Below are 16,090 nucleotides of genomic sequence, written 5' to 3' on the forward strand. Positions count from 1 at the left end.
CACCGTGACCTGCGTCTACTCCCAGCGGAAGAAGCGTGCCGCCGCGCCCAGCCCGAGCACCGCCCACACGGCGAGGATCCCGAGGTCGCCCCACGGCATCCCGGCCCCGTGCTGGAGGACGTCCCGCAGACCGTCCGACAGGGCGGCGATCGGCAGCAGTCCGAGCACGCTCTGCGCCGCGTCCGGGAACTTGTCCAGCGGGACCACCACACCGCCGCCCACGAGCAGCAGCAGGAACACCAGGTTCGCCGCCGCGAGCGTCGCCTCCGCCTTCAGCGTGCCCGCCATCAGCAGACCGAGACCGGAGAAGGCGGCCGTACCGAGGACGAGCAGGAGCAGTACGGCGAAGGGGTTGCCGTGCGGCGACCAGCCCATCGCGAAGGCGATCCCCGTGAGGAGGACGACCTGGAGGACCTCCGTGACCAGCACGGACAGGGTCTTCGCGGTCATCAGGCCCCAGCGGGGGAGCGGCGAGACCGCCAGCCGCTTCAGCACGCCGTAGCGGCGCTCGAAGCCCGTGGCGATCGCCTGTCCCGTGAACGCCGTCGACATCACGGCGAGCGCGAGGATGCCGGGGGCCAGGAAGTCGACGGCCTTCCCCTCGCCCGTGTCGACGATGTCCACCGAGCCGAAGAGCACCAGCAGCAGGGTCGGGATGACGACCGTCAGGAGCAGCTGCTCGCCGTTGCGCAGCAGCATCTTCGTCTCCAGGGCCGCCTGCGCCGCGATCATGCGGGGGAGGGGGGCGGCGCCCGGCTTCGGCGTGTAGGTGCCGGTGGTGGTCACGAGCGCAGCTCCTTGCCGGTCAGCTCCAGGCTGTGCCTTCCCGGGGGATGACCCCCGGACCCCCAGCCGGTCCGTGTGCTGGCCTGGATCATGAACGCAACTCCTTGCCGGTCAGCTCCAAGAACACGTCCTCCAGGGTGTGCCGTTCCACCGAGATCCGGTCCGGCATCACCCCGTGCTGGGCGCACCAGGAGGTGACGGTCGCCAGGAGTTGCGGGTCGATCTTGCCGGTCACCCGGTAGACGCCGGGCGTCAGTTCGAGGGCGGTGGAGTCCGCCGGGAGGGCCTTCAGCAGGGAGCCGACGTCGAGGGCCGGGCGGCCGGTGAAGCGGAGGGTGTTCTCGGCGCCGCCCCTGCACAGCTGCTCGGGCGTGCCCTGGGCGATGACCCGGCCGGCGTCGATGATCGCGACGTCGTCGGCGAGCTGCTCGGCCTCGTCCATGTAGTGCGTGGTGAGGATGACCGAGACACCGTCCGTGCGCAGGTCCCGGACGAGTTCCCAGGTCGCCCGGCGGGCCTGCGGGTCGAGGCCGGCGGTCGGCTCGTCCAGGAAGACCAGCTCGGGGCGGCCGACCACGGCCATGGCGAGGGCGAGGCGCTGCTGCTGGCCGCCGGAGAGCCGCCGGTAGGTCGTGCGACCGCAGGAGCCGAGGCCCAGGCGCTCGATGAGGGCGTCCACATCGAGGGGGTGGGCGTGCAGCTTGGCCACGTGCCGCAGCATCTCGTCGGCTCGGGCGCCGGAGTAGACGCCGCCGGACTGGAGCATCACGCCGAGCCGGGGGCGCAGCGCCGCCGCCTCGCGGACCGGGTCGAGGCCGAGGACGGAGACCGAGCCGGAGTCCGGCTTCCGGTAGCCCTCGCACGTCTCGATCGTGGTCGTCTTGCCCGCGCCGTTGGGTCCGAGCACGGCGGTGACGCCCTCTCGGGCCGTCAGGTCGAGGCCATCCACCGCGGTCTTGTCGCCGTACCGTTTCACCAGGGACCGGACCTGGACCACGGGGTCACTTCGCATGGGCCCGAGTCTAGGGACGCGGCCGGGTGCCCAGAGGGGCGGGTCCGGAGATCTCCTCCTCACGGGGACGGTGCGTCGGGAGCCAGCGCTCGGCGTACGCCACCGCGTCGGCCACCGGGAACAGACGTACGTCCGCCGCGCCCGCCTTTCCCCGTACGACCCCGTGATCGCGCTCGAAGTCCCACCCCAGCTCGTCGAAGCGGTCCGAGTCGATCGACACCTCGGTCACCACCTCCCAGCCGTCCGGGCCCGGGCGGCCGACCTGGACCAGGGGCGCGGGTATCCGGTATTCGGCGAGGTGGAAGCTGGTGCAGGAGTCGTAGCCCGCGCCGAGGAGGAGCACGCGGGCGCCCGCCTTCTCCAGCCGGGCCAGGGGGCTGCGCTCGCCGAGGCGGCAGTCGGGGGCGTGGTCCGCGAGGATCGCCGCCGCGCCCGGGCCGATCGCCGCGAAGGACGTCTGGGGGTGCGCGCTGCGCAGGGCGCCCGGCCAGGTCCGTACCGTCTCGGGGATCACGCCGACCCCGCGAGTGGGGGTGGTGCGCGGGTCGTAGGCGGGCATGGTCGACCGGATCAGCCCCCACCACTCCTCCGGCACCGGCGGGTACGCCCACAGTGCCGGGTCCGAGAGCTGGCCGGTCTGGCTGGGGACGACCAGGGTGCCGTCCGGACCGAGTGCGTCGAGCAGCGCCCGGACGACCGTGACGGGGCCTCCGCAGACCCAGCCGAGCGCGCTGAGCGAGGAGTGCACGAGGAGGGTCTCGCCGGGGTTGACACCGGTCGCGCGCAGGTCCGCGGCCAAGCCCTCACGGGTGACAAGTGGGCCGGTGGGAGGGGTTGTCGACATGGTGTGGCAGTCTTCCGGAGCGGCCTTCGCGACGCCACCCGTTTGATCGATCAATGATCGTTTCCGCAGGTCACCTTAGGTATACCTAAGTGATGCACGGCACCGTCCGCTCGTTCGGACGCGGCTTGCCCCTCCCCGAGGAATTACGCAACAATGGCGTTGTGAAAAACGTTGGCGAGGCTCCGCAGGAGGAACTCGCGACCGGTGAGCGCTCCACGCGCAACCGGGTCGCGCGGTCCATCCTGGACCACGGCCCGTCCACCGTGGCCGACCTCGCCGGACGCCTCGGGCTGACCCAGGCGGCCGTCCGCCGGCACCTCGACGCACTGGTCGCCGACGACGTCGTACAACCCCGTGAGCAGCGCGTCTACGGTGCGCGCACGCGGGGGCGCCCGGCCAAGGTGTTCGCCCTGACGGACTGCGGGCGCGACGCCTTCGACCAGTCGTACGACAAGCTCGCCGCGGACGCGCTCCGCTGGATCGCGGACCAGGAGGGCGGGGCGCAGGCCGTCGCCGCCTTCGCCCGGGCCCGGGTCGCCGCCCAGGCCGGCGCCTACCGCAAGGCCGTCGAGGCCGCGGGCCCCGAACAGAAGACAGAAGCTCTGGCCAAGGCCTTGAGCGCCGACGGGTACGCTGCTACGGCTCGCAGTGCCCCCCACCCCCACCAGGGTGAGCAGCTCTGCCAGCACCACTGTCCGGTCGCCCATGTCGCCGAGCAGTTCCCGCAGCTCTGCGAGGCCGAGACCGAACTCTTCGCCGAACTGCTCGGTACACACGTCCAGCGGCTGGCCACCATCGCCCACGGCGACGGCGTCTGCACGACGTTCATCCCCAGAATTTCCAAGACAGCCACCGACACCGCATCTGCAAGCACCGCCGGGAGGAACCCCGCATGACGCTCCCCATCGAGGAGACTGCCCACCCCGAGCTCGAGGGTCTGGGCAACTACGAATACGGCTGGGCCGACTCCGACGTGGCCGGTGCCTCTGCCAAGCGCGGTATCAACGAGGACGTCGTCCGCGACATCTCCGCGAAGAAGAACGAGCCGGAGTGGATGACCAAGCTCCGTCTCAAGGGCCTGCGCCTCTTCGAGAAGAAGCCCATGCCGAACTGGGGCTCGGACCTGTCGGGCATCGACTTCGACAACATCAAGTACTTCGTGCGCTCCACGGAGAAGCAGGCGGAGTCCTGGGAGGACCTGCCCGAGGACATCAAGAACACGTACGACAAGCTCGGCATCCCCGAGGCGGAGAAGCAGCGCCTCGTCGCCGGTGTCGCGGCCCAGTACGAGTCCGAGGTCGTCTACCACCAGATCCGCGAGGACCTGGAGGAGCAGGGCGTCATCTTCCTCGACACCGACACCGCCCTGAAGGAGCACCCGGAGCTCTTCAAGGAGTACTTCGGCACGGTCATCCCGGTCGGCGACAACAAGTTCGCGTCGCTGAACACCGCGGTGTGGTCCGGCGGTTCCTTCATCTACGTGCCGAAGGGCGTGCACGTGGAGATCCCGCTCCAGGCCTACTTCCGTATCAACACGGAGAACATGGGCCAGTTCGAGCGGACGCTGATCATCGTCGACGAGGACGCCTACGTCCACTACGTCGAGGGTTGTACGGCGCCGATCTACAAGTCGGACTCCCTCCACTCCGCGGTGGTCGAGATCATCGTGAAGAAGGGCGCCCGCTGCCGCTACACGACCATCCAGAACTGGTCGAACAACGTCTACAACCTGGTCACCAAGCGCGCCGTGGCGTACGAGGGCGCGACCATGGAGTGGATCGACGGCAACATCGGCTCCAAGGTCACCATGAAGTACCCGGCCGTCTACCTGATGGGCGAGCACGCCAAGGGCGAGACCCTGTCCATCGCCTTCGCGGGCGAGGGGCAGCACCAGGACGCCGGCTCCAAGATGGTCCACATGGCGCCGAACACCTCCTCCAACATCGTCTCCAAGTCGGTGGCGCGCGGTGGCGGTCGTACGTCCTACCGCGGTCTCGTCGAGATCGGTGAGGGCGCCCACGGCTCCAAGTCGAACGTGCTGTGCGACGCGCTGCTCGTCGACACCATCTCCCGCTCCGACACGTACCCCTATGTGGACGTCCGCGAGGACGACGTGTCCATGGGCCACGAGGCGACCGTCTCCAAGGTCTCCGAGGACCAGCTCTTCTACCTGATGAGCCGCGGTCTGAGCGAGTTCGAGGCGATGGCGATGATCGTGCGCGGCTTCGTCGAGCCCATCGCGAAGGAGCTGCCCATGGAGTACGCCCTGGAACTCAACCGGCTGATCGAGCTGCAGATGGAAGGCGCGGTCGGCTGACCCGCCGCCTGTCCGGTAGCTAGCGGCCCGCCCTCGGCGGGCCGAGGATCGCAACACGTAGGAAGAGAGCAGACCGACAGCCATGGCTGAGGCTCAGAACATCCCGGTGGGCTCGACCACCGCCGGCCAGATCGCGGTGGCCGCAGAGTCGACCGTCGCCACGCGCATGAGCGCGCCCCCGTCCTTCGACGTGGCGGACTTCCCGGTCCCGCACGGCCGTGAGGAGGAGTGGCGGTTCACCCCGCTGGAGCGCCTGCGCGGGCTGCACGACGGCACCGCGGTCGCCACCGGCGACGGCCTGAAGGTCGACATCGACGCCCCCGAGGGCGTCGTCGTCGAGACCGTCGGTCGTGACGACGCCCGCCTCGGCAAGGCGGGCACCCCGGTGGACCGCGTCGCCGCCCAGGCCTACTCGGCGTTCGAGAAGGCCGGCGTGATCACCGTCCCCAAGGAGACGGTGCTCACCGAGCCGATCCGCATCGCCGTGCACGGCGAGGGCGGCACCGCCTTCGCCCACCAGGTCGTGGAACTCGGAGCCTTCGCCGAGGCCGTCGTCGTCATCGACCACACCGGTGACGCCGTGCTCGCCGCCAACGTCGACTACGTCCTGGGCGACGGCGCCAAGCTGACCGTCGTCTCCGTCCAGGACTGGGACGACAAGGCCGTGCACGTGGGCCAGCACAACGCGCTGATCGGCCGGGACGCCACCTTCAAGTCGTTCGTGGTCACCTTCGGCGGCGACCTCGTACGCCTGCACCCGCGCGTCTCCTACGCCGGCACGGGCGGCGAGGCCGAGCTCTTCGGTCTGTACTTCACGGACGCCGGTCAGCACCAGGAGCACCGCCTCCTCGTCGACCACAACACCCCGCACTGCAAGTCCAACGTCGCCTACAAGGGCGCGCTCCAGGGCGACGGCGCCCACGCGGTGTGGATCGGCGACGTGCTCATCGAGGCCAAGGCCGAGGGCACGGACACGTACGAGATGAACCGCAACCTGGTGCTGACCGACGGCGCCCGCGTCGACTCCGTGCCGAACCTGGAGATCGAGACCGGCGAGATCGTCGGCGCCGGCCACGCCTCCGCGACCGGCCGGTTCGACGACGAGCAGCTCTTCTACCTGATGGCCCGCGGCATCCCGGCCGACGAGGCCCGTCGCCTGGTGGTCCGCGGCTTCTTCGCCGAGCTGGTCCAGCAGATCGGCGTGGACGACATCCAGGAACGCCTTCTCGTGAAGATCGACGAGGAGCTGGAGGCCACGGTCTGATGGCCTTCGTACGCGCCTGTGGGCTGAGCGAGCTGGAGGAGGACACCCCGAAGCGGGTGGAACTCGACGGCACGCCGGTCTCGGTCGTGCAGACCGAGGGTGAGGTGTTCGCCATCCACGACATCTGCTCCCACGCGAACGTATCGCTCTCCGAGGGCGAGGTGGAGGACTGCCAGATCGAGTGCTGGCTGCACGGCTCCAGCTTCGACCTCCGCACCGGCAAGCCGTCCGGCCTTCCCGCGACGCGCCCCGTCCCCGTATACCCCGTAAAGATCGAAGGGGACGACGTGCTCGTCTCCCTCACCCAGGAGTCCTGAGGCACCCATGGCAACGCTTGAAATCCGAGACCTGCACGTCACCGTCGAGGCCGACAACGCCACGAAGGAGATCCTCAAGGGCGTCGACCTCACCGTGAAGCAGGGCGAGACGCACGCCATCATGGGCCCCAACGGCTCCGGCAAGTCGACGCTCGCCTACTCGCTCGCGGGTCACCCGAAGTACACGATCACCGGCGGCACCGTCACCCTCGACGGCGAGGACGTCCTGGAGATGTCCGTCGACGAGCGCGCCCGCGCGGGCCTGTTCCTGGCGATGCAGTACCCGGTCGAGGTCCCCGGCGTCTCGGTCTCCAACTTCCTGCGCACCTCCGCCACCGCCATCCGCGGCGAGGCCCCCAAGCTGCGCACCTGGGTGAAGGAGGTCAAGGAGGCCATGCAGCGCCTCAACATGGACCCCGCCTTCGCCGAGCGCAACGTCAACGAGGGCTTCTCCGGCGGTGAGAAGAAGCGCCACGAGATCCTCCAGCTCGAACTGCTCAAGCCGAAGGTCGCGATCCTCGACGAGACCGACTCCGGTCTGGACGTCGACGCGCTCCGGGTCGTCTCCGAGGGCGTCAACCGCGTCCGTGAGACCGGCGAGGTCGGCACCCTGCTGATCACGCACTACACGCGCATCCTGCGCTACATCAAGCCCGACTTCGTCCACGTCTTCTCCGCGGGCCGGATCGTCGAGTCCGGCGGCGCCGAACTCGCCGACAAGCTGGAGAACGAGGGATACGAGGCATACACGAAGGGTGGCGTATCCGCGTGACACAGCTGCCGGGCCTCCTCGACACCGAGGCGATCCGCAAGGACTTCCCCATCCTGGACCGCCAGGTCCACGACGGTCAGAAGCTCGTGTACCTGGACAACGCGGCGACCTCGCAGAAGCCGCGCCAGGTGCTGGACGCCCTGAGCGAGTACTACGAGCGCTACAACGCCAACGTCCACCGCGGTGTGCATGTGCTCGCCGAGGAGGCCACGGCGCTGTACGAGGGCGCGCGCGACAAGGTCGCCGCGTTCATCAACGCGCCCAGCCGCGACGAGGTGATCTTCACCAAGAACGCCTCCGAGTCGCTGAACCTCGTGGCGAACATGCTCGGCTGGGCCGACGAGCCCTACCGGGTGGACTCCGAGACCGAGATCGTCATCACGGAGATGGAGCACCACTCCAACATCGTGCCGTGGCAGCTGCTCTCGCAGCGCACCGGCGCGAAGCTGAAGTGGTTCGGCCTCACCGACGACGGCCGCCTGGACCTCTCGAACATCGACGAGATCATCACGGAGAAGACGAAGATCGTCTCCTTCGTCCTGGTGTCCAACATCCTCGGCACGATCAACCCCGTCGAGGCGATAGTGCGCCGGGCGCAGGAGGTCGGCGCCCTGGTCTGCATCGACGCCTCGCAGGCCGCGCCGCACATGCCGTTGGACGTACAGGCCCTCCAGGCCGACTTCGTGGCCTTCACCGGCCACAAGATGTGCGGCCCGACCGGCATCGGCGTCCTCTGGGGCCGCCAGGAGCTCCTGGAGGACCTGCCCCCGTTCCTGGGCGGCGGCGAGATGATCGAGACGGTGTCGATGCACTCGTCGACCTACGCCCCCGCCCCGCACAAGTTCGAGGCGGGCACGCCCCCGATCGCCCAGGCGGTCGGTCTCGGCGCGGCGATCGACTACCTGACCTCGATCGGCATGGACAAGATCCTCGCCCACGAGCACGCGATCACCGAGTACGCCGTGAAGCGGCTGACGGAGGTCCCGGGCCTCAGGATCATCGGTCCCGCCACGGCCGAGGAGCGGGGCGCGGCGATCTCCTTCACACTCGGTGACATCCACCCGCACGACGTGGGCCAGGTCCTCGACGAACAGGGCATCGCGGTCCGGGTCGGCCACCACTGCGCCCGACCCGTCTGCCTGCGCTACGGAATTCCCGCGACCACCCGAGCGTCGTTCTATCTGTACTCCACGCCGGCCGAGATCGACGCGCTGGTCGAAGGCCTGGAGCACGTACGGAACTTCTTCGGCTGATGGGACGAGCGATCGTATGAAGCTGGACTCGATGTACCAGGAAGTCATCCTGGACCACTACAAGCACCCGCACGGGCGGGGCTTGCGGGATGGCGACGCCGAGGTGCACCACGTGAACCCGACGTGCGGCGACGAGATCACGCTGCGAGTGAAGTACGACGGCACGACCATCCAGGACGTCTCGTACGAGGGCCAGGGCTGCTCGATCAGCCAGGCCTCGGCCTCCGTACTGAACGACCTGCTCGTCGGCAAGGACCTGGCCGCGGCGCAGAAGATCCAGGAGACCTTCCTGGAGCTGATGCAGTCCAAGGGCCGGATCGAGCCGGACGACGCGATGGAGGAGGTGCTGGAGGACGCGGTCGCGTTCGCCGGTGTCTCCAAGTACCCGGCCCGGGTGAAGTGCGCCCTCCTCAGCTGGATGGCGTGGAAGGACGCGACGGCCCAGGCGCTGGGCGCCGAAGCCGAAAGGAAGACGGCATGAGCGACACAGTGGAGATGAAGCCGGCCTCCGAGGAGGAGGTCCGCGAGGCCCTGTACGACGTCGTCGACCCCGAGCTGGGCATCGACGTCGTCAACCTCGGCCTCATCTACGGCATCCACATCGACGACGCGAACATCGCGACGATCGACATGACCCTGACCTCGGCGGCCTGTCCGCTGACGGACGTCATCGAGGACCAGGCCAAGTCCGCCACCGACGGCCTCGTCAACGAACTCCGCATCAACTGGGTCTGGATGCCCCCGTGGGGCCCCGACAAGATCACGGACGACGGCCGCGAGCAGCTCAGGGCGCTCGGGTTCAACGTCTGAGATCCATGGACATGGGTGTGGCCCCCGGCGAATCGCCGGGGGCCACACCCATGTCCGGTGCACGGGCCGGTCAGGAGAAGCCCTTCACCAGCTGAAACGTGGCGTCCGCGAAGAACTGGCCGCTGTGCTCGGGGCGTTCGAGGCGGAGCTGGAAGTTCCGGTGGCGGACGAAGTGGCCGGGGTAGTTCACCGACTCCAGCATGATCGAGTCCGAGGAGTACGCGGAGCGGGGGCAGAACGTGGCGTCCTGCTTGAAGAGCCGGGAGCCGTCGTGGCCGGCCGCGCGGAGCACGAAGTTCTGGTGGCGCACGTAGCGGCCGTCCGTCATGCGGAAGGAGTAGCAGGAGGAGTCCGCGAGGCCGGAGACGACCTTGAAGGAGGAGTCCTCCCTGGTCTCGCTTCCGCTGCGGGAGCTCACCTGGTCCAGTTGGATCACACCGCTGCGCAGGTGCCAGTAGCGGTCCGGGTAGTAGACGGACCGTACGGACTTACGGGTGGTGGTGGACGGCGGCTTCTTGGGGGGCGTGGTCGACTTCGGCGGCTCGGAAGTCGGCTTGGCACCGCCCTGCTGGCTCTCGGACGAGTCGGAGTCCCCTGACTCCTTGTCCTTGTCGTCGTTCTTCGAGCCGTCCTTGGACTCCTGCGGCTTCGTCAGGCCGCTCTTGCCGTCCGGCGCCGAGGTCGCGGAGGGCGACGCGGGCGGGAGGGAGAGGGCGGGAACGACTCCGTCGTCCGCGGCGGTGGTGGTACGGCCGTCGTTCTGTGACGATTCGTCAGGTCCCATGCCCTGCAAGGTGATCGCGGTCACGCAGGAGGAGACGACGGCGAGGGCGAGGGCGCCGGCCAGCCACAGGCGGCGCGTGCCCGGTATTCGGGTGTCGTTCGGGGCGACACCCGTCTCCCACACCTTCGAGGATCTGAGCACGGGAAGGTTGGGCGTCTCGTCCGGATCAGGTCCGGGCTTCTTTGGCGGCATGCGCGGTTCCTTCGGCGTCGCCAAAGGCGGACGCGAATCGTCATGCGGATCGGGGACGGTGGTACGTGTCACCCGTGTGTGAAAACCCTGGCGGTCGTCACGCATCCGGGAGATTGACCGTTGAAACAGTAGTGGACCACGTGGTGTGCGGGGAGCCCTTTCCGAGAGCGCTTGCATAACAGAACGGCCCCGAAAACAGGGCCTCTTGCTGCTCGTCGACGGTCAATTCCATCCATAAGCACGCCCGTACGGCTGATGTGTACGGGCGTACGCATCATGTGTACGATCGTACACATGGGATATCTGTTGCTCGCCGGCGCCATAGCCGCCGAAGTGGCCGCCACCACCGCCATGAAGTACAGCGAGGGCTTCAGCAAGTTGTGGCCGTCGTTGGTCACCGGGGTGGGTTACCTCGTCTCCTTCGTGCTGCTCGCCCAGGCGCTGAAGTCGATGTCGATCGGCACGGCGTACGCGATCTGGTCCGGGGCCGGCACCGCGACGGTCGCCGTGCTCGGGCTGGTGCTCTTCGGGGAGGGGCTGAGCCTTGCCAAGGCCGCCGGGATCGTGCTGATCATCGCGGGAGTGGTGGTGCTGAACCTGGGAGGCGCCCACTGATGGCCCGGCGTCACGACCCCGAGCGGCGGCAGCGGATCATCGACGCGGCGATCCGGGTAGTCGGGGCGAAGGGCATCGCCGGACTGAGCCACCGGACCGTGGCCGCCGAGGCGGACGTACCGCTCGGCTCGACGACGTACCACTTCAAGACCCTCGACGAGCTGATGGTCGCCGCCCTGCGGCAGGCCAACGAGGGCTTCGCGAAGACCGTCGCCGCACGCGCCGCCCTGGGGGACCCCGACACCGACCTGGCCACCGAACTCGCCGCGCTGGGCAGCGAATGGCTCGCCGGGGACCGTACGGGCGTGGAGGTGGAGTACGAGCTCTACCTCGCCGCCCTGCGCCGGCCCGCCCTCAGGCCCGTCGCCGACGAGTGGGGCCGGGGCTTCGCCGACATCCTCGCCCGCCGCACCGACCCGGTGACCGCGCGGGCGCTGGTCGCGCTGGTCGACGGCATCTGCTTGCAGGTCCTGCTCACGGGGGCGCCGTACGACGAGGAGTACGCGCGGGAGGTGCTGGCGCGGGTGATTCCCTGAGCCGCGGTCCCGGGCGGGCGTTCCGTGCCGCGGTCCGGTCCCTGAGGGGAGAGAACCCGGTGCGCTCGTAGGGAACCCGGTGACCGGACCGCACCCTGAGACGCCCCCGCCGCCGGTTGGCCCGTACAGCCCCCGGACGGTTAGGTTGCCCTCATGACCGACACGACTGCTCCTCGCACCACCGGCGCCGTGGCCGCCGGCCTCGCCACGATCGCCGCCGACGGCACCGTTCTGGACACCTGGTTCCCCGCGCCCGAGCTCGCCGCCGAGCCGGGCCCTTCCGGCACCGAGCGGCTGACCGCCGAGCAGGCCGCGCAGCTGCTGGGCGGCGGCGCGACCGCGGCGATCGGTCAGGACACCCGCCGGGGCGTCGAAGTGGTCGCGGTCCGCACGGTCATCTCCTCGCTCGACGACAAGCCGGTCGACACGCACGACACCTACCTGCGCCTCCACCTGCTCTCCCACCGCCTGGTCAAGCCGCACGGCCAGAGCCTGGACGGCATCTTCGGCCTCCTCGCCAACGTCGCCTGGACCTCGCTCGGCCCGGTCGCCGTCGACGAGCTGGAGAAGGTGCGCCTCAACGCGCGCGCCGAGGGCCTGCACCTCCAGGTCACCTCCGTCGACAAGTTCCCGCGCATGACGGACTACGTCGCCCCCAAGGGCGTCCGGATCGCCGACGCCGACCGTGTCCGCCTCGGCGCGCACCTCGCCGAGGGCACCACGGTCATGCACGAGGGCTTCGTCAACTTCAACGCGGGCACCCTCGGCACGTCGATGGTCGAGGGCCGTATCTCCGCCGGTGTCGTCGTCGGCGACGGCTCGGACATCGGCGGCGGCGCCTCCACCATGGGCACCCTGTCCGGCGGCGGCAACGTCATCATCGCCATCGGCGAGCGCTGCCTGATCGGCGCCGAGGCGGGCGTCGGCATCGCGCTGGGCGACGAGTGCGTCGTCGAGGCCGGCCTCTACGTCACCGCCGGCACCCGCGTCACCATGCCCGACGGCCAGGTCGTCAAGGCCCGCGAGCTCTCCGGCGCCTCGAACATCCTCTTCCGCCGCAACTCGGTCACCGGCACGGTCGAGGCCCGCCCGAACAACGCGGTCTGGGGCGGCCTGAACGAGATCCTGCACAGCCACAACTGACTCCGTACGGGTTGCCCGGCGTGACCTCGGCCCGGTCCAGGCAGATGAACTGGTGGACGCCATGTCCGATCAGTGGCCGAACCGACGAAATGAGGGGCTGAGGGATGAGGAACGACCGGGCGAGGACCGTGACGCGAGTGGTCACGGGGGTGCTGGCCACGGTGGCGGTGTGCTGGCTGCCGACCGGGGCCGCGCACGCCGACGAGACCAACAAGTCCTCGCACAACGGCCCCCGGATCGGGCTCATCAACGTCGGGCAGGTCGACGACCCGATGGAGGACGTGCTGGAGCACACCCTGCTGTTCGGTGACGGGTACCGCTGGGGCTGATCCGCACGGCCGGCCGTATGGTCCGGGGCCCGTACGCGTTCACACGCGTACGGGCCCCGGATCTGTTTCCCGGCGCTTTTCGGTCGTCTTTGTCATTCGTCTTTTTCAGCGTCTTTTCGTCGTCCCGGCATAGCGGCGGGCGGGTCGGCGCGTCACAAGGGGCACAGGGGCGGGACACGGGGCCCGCCGGGGAAGAGAAGGTGACGATGGATGCCGCGGGGCAGGAGAGTTTCCGGGAGTTCGTGGCCGGGCGGTCGTCGGCGCTGCTGAAGACGGCCGTGCTGCTGAGCGGCGGGGACCGGCACGCCGCCGAGGACCTGCTGCAGAACGCGCTGATCAAGGCCGCCGGACGCTGGCAGCGGATCGACGAGCCGGAGGCCTACGTACGGCGGATCCTCTACCGGCAGCAGGTCAGCCGGTGGCGGCTGAAGTGGCGGCGCCGGGAGCTGACCGTCGCCGAGCCGCCGGAGAGCGGCGGCGCCGTGGACGGCGCGGCCGGGGTGGAGCTGCGGCTCGTCATGCGCGGGGCGCTGGCCCGGCTGACCGCCCGGCAGCGGACCGTGCTGGTGCTCCGCTACTTCGAGGACCTGCCCGAGCGGGAGGTGGCCCGGATCCTCGGCTGCTCGGTCGGGACCGTCCGGTCCACCACCCACCGCTCGCTCGCCCGGCTGCGCGCGCTCGCGCCCGAGCTGGCCGCCCTCGGTCCCGCCGAGGCCGAGCAGCAGCCGTCCCGTGATTTCTCGCCCGTGGAGGTGCGTCCGTGAACGTCGACGAACTGGTGCGGGAGTCCCTGCGGGAGCAGGCCGCCGAACAAGCGCCCCTCGGGCCGGGCTTCGCCGACCGGGTGCTGACCGTCCGGCGCCGCCGCCGGACCCGTACGCTCGCGACCGTCGCCGCGGCCACCGCCGCCGTGGTCGCCGTAGCGGTGGCCGTGCCGCTGCTGGACTCCGGCAGGAACGAGCTGCGGCTCGCCACCGAGAAGAACGAGAGCGACATCATCGCCCACCCCGACCAGTCGCCGCCGCGCGACCTGATCGCGGCGGGGGACGTGGCGCTGGCCGCTTGGTACACCTCGGACACCGTCATGACCTCGAAGAAGGACACAGCGGTCAGGGAACGCACCTACCGGATCCTCGACCAGAAGAACGGCAAGTACGTCACGGACACCCGCTGGTCCATGGTCTCGGTCGCCCCCGGCATGCGGACCGCCGCCGTCCTGGAGAAGGATCTGCCGGCCCGGCGGATCGGGCTCCTCGACCTGCTCACCGGCGAGGTCGAGCGCTGGATCCCGGTCGACCGGGGCGTCGCGAGCGTCGAGTTCTCGTCCGACGGCACCAGGCTCGTGGCCACCACCTACAGCGAGAACCCGGATCTGCTGACCAGGGTGGACTACGACTCCGACGGCGACGGCAAGATGAACGACTTCGACTCGGACTGGTCCACGTCGCACCGGACCGGCTTCTACGTCGTCGACGTCGACTCCGGGAAGACCGACTGGAGTGAGGTCGCCGCCGACGACGGCAACGAGACGGGCGTCCTCAACGCCCGTCAGGACTTCGCCTTCAGCGGCGACGCGAAGCTGGTCTACTCCGGGCTGACCTCGGAACCGCACGACCAGTTCTACGACCTCAAGGGCAACAAGGTCGCCAAGCCGGCCAACGAGAAGTATCTGACCTGGTCGGTGGAGGCACGGCTCTCCCCGGACGGCAAGCTCGCGGCCGGCGGCTTCGCGGGCGGCGCCAAGACCACGGCCTCCGAGATCCTCGATCCCCACACCGGCGAGCGACTCCACAAGATCCGCGGGCAGCAGCTGCTCGCCTGGGTCGACGACAAGCGGCTCGTCGCCTGGGACATCACCGCCGGCGACAACGAGTTCCACAACGCCCTCGTGCTCGTCACGATCGGCAGCGACAGGACCATCCCGCTGAGCGGCGCCCGCAAGGGCAACGACGGGGCGGGCGGTCGCTGGAACCCGGTCTTCGCCACCCGCTGACCCTCGTCTCAGGCGGCCACGAGCCGCTCGTAGGCCGCCAGCAGCCCGTCGGTCACCTCCGGGCCGGCGGGCCGCAGCGGTGCGCGCACCGGCCCGCCGGGCAGGCCGAGCCGTCCCAGGAGCGCCTTCGCCGTGACGGTGCCGGGCAGACCGGAGGACATCATCAACTCGGTGAGCGGGATGGTCCGTCGCTGCAGCCGGGCCGCCTCGCCGGTGTCGCCCGCGTCGAACGCGTCGATGACCGAGCGGAAGTGCCGGGGCGCCACGTTCGCGACCGTGCCGATGCAGCCGGAGCCGCCGATCGCGTACAGCGCCAGGACGTACTCGTCGCAGCCCGTGTAGTACGCCAACTCCGTCTCCGCCAGCACCTTCTGGGTGCCGAGGAGGTCGTACGCGCAGTCCTTCACGGCCACGATCCGGGGGTGGCGGGCGAGCCGGATCATGGTCTCCGGTTCGATCCGGGTGCCGGTGCGGCCGGGGATGTCGTACAGGGCGACGGGCAGTCCCGAGGCGTCGGCCAGCTCGCGGAAGTGCGCCTCGACCGCGTCCTGCGGGGGCCTGCTGTAGTACGGCGTCACCGCCAACAGGCCGTCCGCGCCCGCCTTCTCGGCCGCCAATGCCAGCTCCACGGTGTGCCGGGTGTCGGCGGTGCCCACCCCCGCCACGATCACGGCCCGGTCGCCGACCGCCGCGCGCACCGCGCGGATCAGCTCCGCCTTCTCCGTGTCCGTCGTCGTCGGCGACTCGCCCGTCGTACCGGACAGCACCAGCCCGTCGCACCCCTGAGCCACCAGCCGGTCGGCGAGCCGTTGGGCCCCGTCGAGATCGAGCGCGCCGGACGCGGTGAAGGGCGTGATCATCGCGCAGAGGGCGCGGCCGAAGGGGGCGGGGCGGGGGGTGAGGGTCATAGGGGTAGTCTCGGCGGGGTCATTGTGAAGCTCCACTTAATTCTTCTACGAGGTGTAGGGGAGCATTGCTACGACGATGGGGGAGGCGGTCGTCCGGGACTGCGGGGGCCGGGCTGTCCGGTGATCTCGGGGTGCCCGGGCTGGTCGCCGAGGTGGCGCCGCCGCAGGGGTAGCCCAGGTCGGGGAGGGTACCCGGGGCGTCCCGATATGTGAGG

General features: G+C 69.8%; 19 protein-coding genes. 14 read left to right on the plus strand and 5 right to left on the minus strand.

Features of this window, described 5'->3' with window-relative positions; translation table 11 throughout:
* Window positions 1-15: 15 nt before the first annotated feature.
* The 3 genes from JIX56_RS35580 to JIX56_RS35590 form a co-directional block, all read right to left on the minus strand.
* Entirely contained in the window at window positions 16-732 is a 717-nt protein-coding gene (locus JIX56_RS35580) for an ABC transporter permease (protein WP_257551305.1), read from the minus strand.
* Between the two features lie 142 nt (window positions 733-874).
* Complete coding sequence (locus JIX56_RS35585) at window positions 875-1,798, minus strand: ABC transporter ATP-binding protein (RefSeq protein WP_257546711.1); 924 nt, start codon at window positions 1,796-1,798, stop codon at window positions 875-877.
* 10 nt (window positions 1,799-1,808) lie between these two features.
* Window positions 1,809-2,642 carry an aminoglycoside N(3)-acetyltransferase gene (locus JIX56_RS35590; protein ID WP_257546713.1) on the minus strand — a complete coding sequence of 278 codons (834 nt, stop codon included), beginning with the start codon at window positions 2,640-2,642 and terminating at the stop codon, window positions 1,809-1,811.
* 161 nt (window positions 2,643-2,803) lie between these two features.
* On the opposite strand from JIX56_RS35590, the gene JIX56_RS35595 reads away from it, so the two are divergent.
* The 8 genes from JIX56_RS35595 (at window position 2,804) to JIX56_RS35630 (ending at window position 9,375) form a co-directional block, all read left to right on the plus strand.
* Window positions 2,804-3,538, plus strand: coding sequence for a helix-turn-helix transcriptional regulator (locus tag JIX56_RS35595; RefSeq protein ID WP_257546715.1), 735 nt, complete (start codon window positions 2,804-2,806; stop codon window positions 3,536-3,538).
* Window positions 3,535-4,959, plus strand: coding sequence for a Fe-S cluster assembly protein SufB (sufB, locus tag JIX56_RS35600; protein ID WP_257546717.1), 1,425 nt, complete (start codon window positions 3,535-3,537; stop codon window positions 4,957-4,959). Before JIX56_RS35595 ends, sufB begins: the two co-directional genes overlap by 4 nt.
* An 82-nt stretch (window positions 4,960-5,041) precedes the next feature.
* Window positions 5,042-6,223, plus strand: coding sequence for a Fe-S cluster assembly protein SufD (gene sufD / locus JIX56_RS35605; protein WP_257546719.1), 1,182 nt, complete (start codon window positions 5,042-5,044; stop codon window positions 6,221-6,223).
* Window positions 6,223-6,540 carry a non-heme iron oxygenase ferredoxin subunit gene (locus JIX56_RS35610; protein ID WP_031057580.1) on the plus strand — a complete coding sequence of 106 codons (318 nt, stop codon included), beginning with the start codon at window positions 6,223-6,225 and terminating at the stop codon, window positions 6,538-6,540. Before sufD ends, JIX56_RS35610 begins: the two co-directional genes overlap by 1 nt.
* 7 nt (window positions 6,541-6,547) lie before the next feature.
* Window positions 6,548-7,312 carry a Fe-S cluster assembly ATPase SufC gene (gene sufC, locus JIX56_RS35615; protein ID WP_257546720.1) on the plus strand — a complete coding sequence of 255 codons (765 nt, stop codon included), beginning with the start codon at window positions 6,548-6,550 and terminating at the stop codon, window positions 7,310-7,312.
* Window positions 7,309-8,565 carry a cysteine desulfurase gene (locus JIX56_RS35620; protein WP_257546722.1) on the plus strand — a complete coding sequence of 419 codons (1,257 nt, stop codon included), beginning with the start codon at window positions 7,309-7,311 and terminating at the stop codon, window positions 8,563-8,565. The genes sufC and JIX56_RS35620 overlap by 4 nt, the downstream gene beginning before the upstream one ends.
* Before the next feature lie 16 nt (window positions 8,566-8,581).
* Window positions 8,582-9,046 (plus strand): Fe-S cluster assembly sulfur transfer protein SufU, encoded by a 465-nt coding sequence (gene sufU, locus JIX56_RS35625; RefSeq protein WP_257546723.1) that lies wholly within the window; start codon window positions 8,582-8,584, stop codon window positions 9,044-9,046.
* Window positions 9,043-9,375 (plus strand): metal-sulfur cluster assembly factor, encoded by a 333-nt coding sequence (locus JIX56_RS35630; RefSeq protein WP_055636909.1) that lies wholly within the window; start codon window positions 9,043-9,045, stop codon window positions 9,373-9,375. Before sufU ends, JIX56_RS35630 begins: the two co-directional genes overlap by 4 nt.
* Before the next feature lie 70 nt (window positions 9,376-9,445).
* On the opposite strand, the gene JIX56_RS35635 is transcribed toward JIX56_RS35630, so the two are convergent.
* Complete coding sequence (locus JIX56_RS35635; protein WP_257546724.1) at window positions 9,446-10,351, minus strand: AbfB domain-containing protein; 906 nt, start codon at window positions 10,349-10,351, stop codon at window positions 9,446-9,448.
* A gap of 294 nt (window positions 10,352-10,645) precedes the next feature.
* Here JIX56_RS35635 and JIX56_RS35640 point away from each other — a divergent pair, with 294 nt between their 5' ends.
* From JIX56_RS35640 to JIX56_RS35665, 6 genes are all read left to right on the plus strand, one after another.
* Complete coding sequence (locus tag JIX56_RS35640) at window positions 10,646-10,966, plus strand: DMT family transporter (RefSeq protein WP_257546726.1); 321 nt, start codon at window positions 10,646-10,648, stop codon at window positions 10,964-10,966.
* On the plus strand, window positions 10,966-11,502 hold the full coding sequence (locus JIX56_RS35645) for a TetR/AcrR family transcriptional regulator (protein ID WP_257546727.1): 537 nt from the start codon (window positions 10,966-10,968) through the stop codon (window positions 11,500-11,502). The genes JIX56_RS35640 and JIX56_RS35645 overlap by 1 nt, the downstream gene beginning before the upstream one ends.
* Window positions 11,503-11,655: 153 nt before the next feature.
* On the plus strand, window positions 11,656-12,645 hold the full coding sequence (dapD, locus tag JIX56_RS35650) for a 2,3,4,5-tetrahydropyridine-2,6-dicarboxylate N-succinyltransferase (RefSeq protein WP_257546728.1): 990 nt from the start codon (window positions 11,656-11,658) through the stop codon (window positions 12,643-12,645).
* Between the two features lie 104 nt (window positions 12,646-12,749).
* On the plus strand, window positions 12,750-12,974 hold the full coding sequence (locus tag JIX56_RS35655; protein ID WP_257546729.1) for a hypothetical protein: 225 nt from the start codon (window positions 12,750-12,752) through the stop codon (window positions 12,972-12,974).
* 206 nt (window positions 12,975-13,180) lie between these two features.
* Window positions 13,181-13,738: a SigE family RNA polymerase sigma factor gene (locus JIX56_RS35660; protein WP_257551306.1), complete on the plus strand. Its 558-nt coding sequence runs from the start codon at window positions 13,181-13,183 to the stop codon at window positions 13,736-13,738.
* Entirely contained in the window at window positions 13,735-14,967 is a 1,233-nt protein-coding gene (locus JIX56_RS35665) for a WD40 repeat domain-containing protein (RefSeq protein WP_257546730.1), read from the plus strand. The genes JIX56_RS35660 and JIX56_RS35665 overlap by 4 nt, the downstream gene beginning before the upstream one ends.
* 8 nt (window positions 14,968-14,975) lie before the next feature.
* Here the strand turns inward: JIX56_RS35665 and dapA are convergent, their stop codons facing one another.
* Entirely contained in the window at window positions 14,976-15,875 is a 900-nt protein-coding gene (gene dapA, locus JIX56_RS35670) for a 4-hydroxy-tetrahydrodipicolinate synthase (protein WP_257546731.1), read from the minus strand.
* Window positions 15,876-16,090: the final 215 nt, after the last annotated feature.

Source organism: Streptomyces sp. CA-210063 (assembly GCF_024612015.1).
GTDB lineage: Bacteria > Actinomycetota > Actinomycetes > Streptomycetales > Streptomycetaceae > Streptomyces.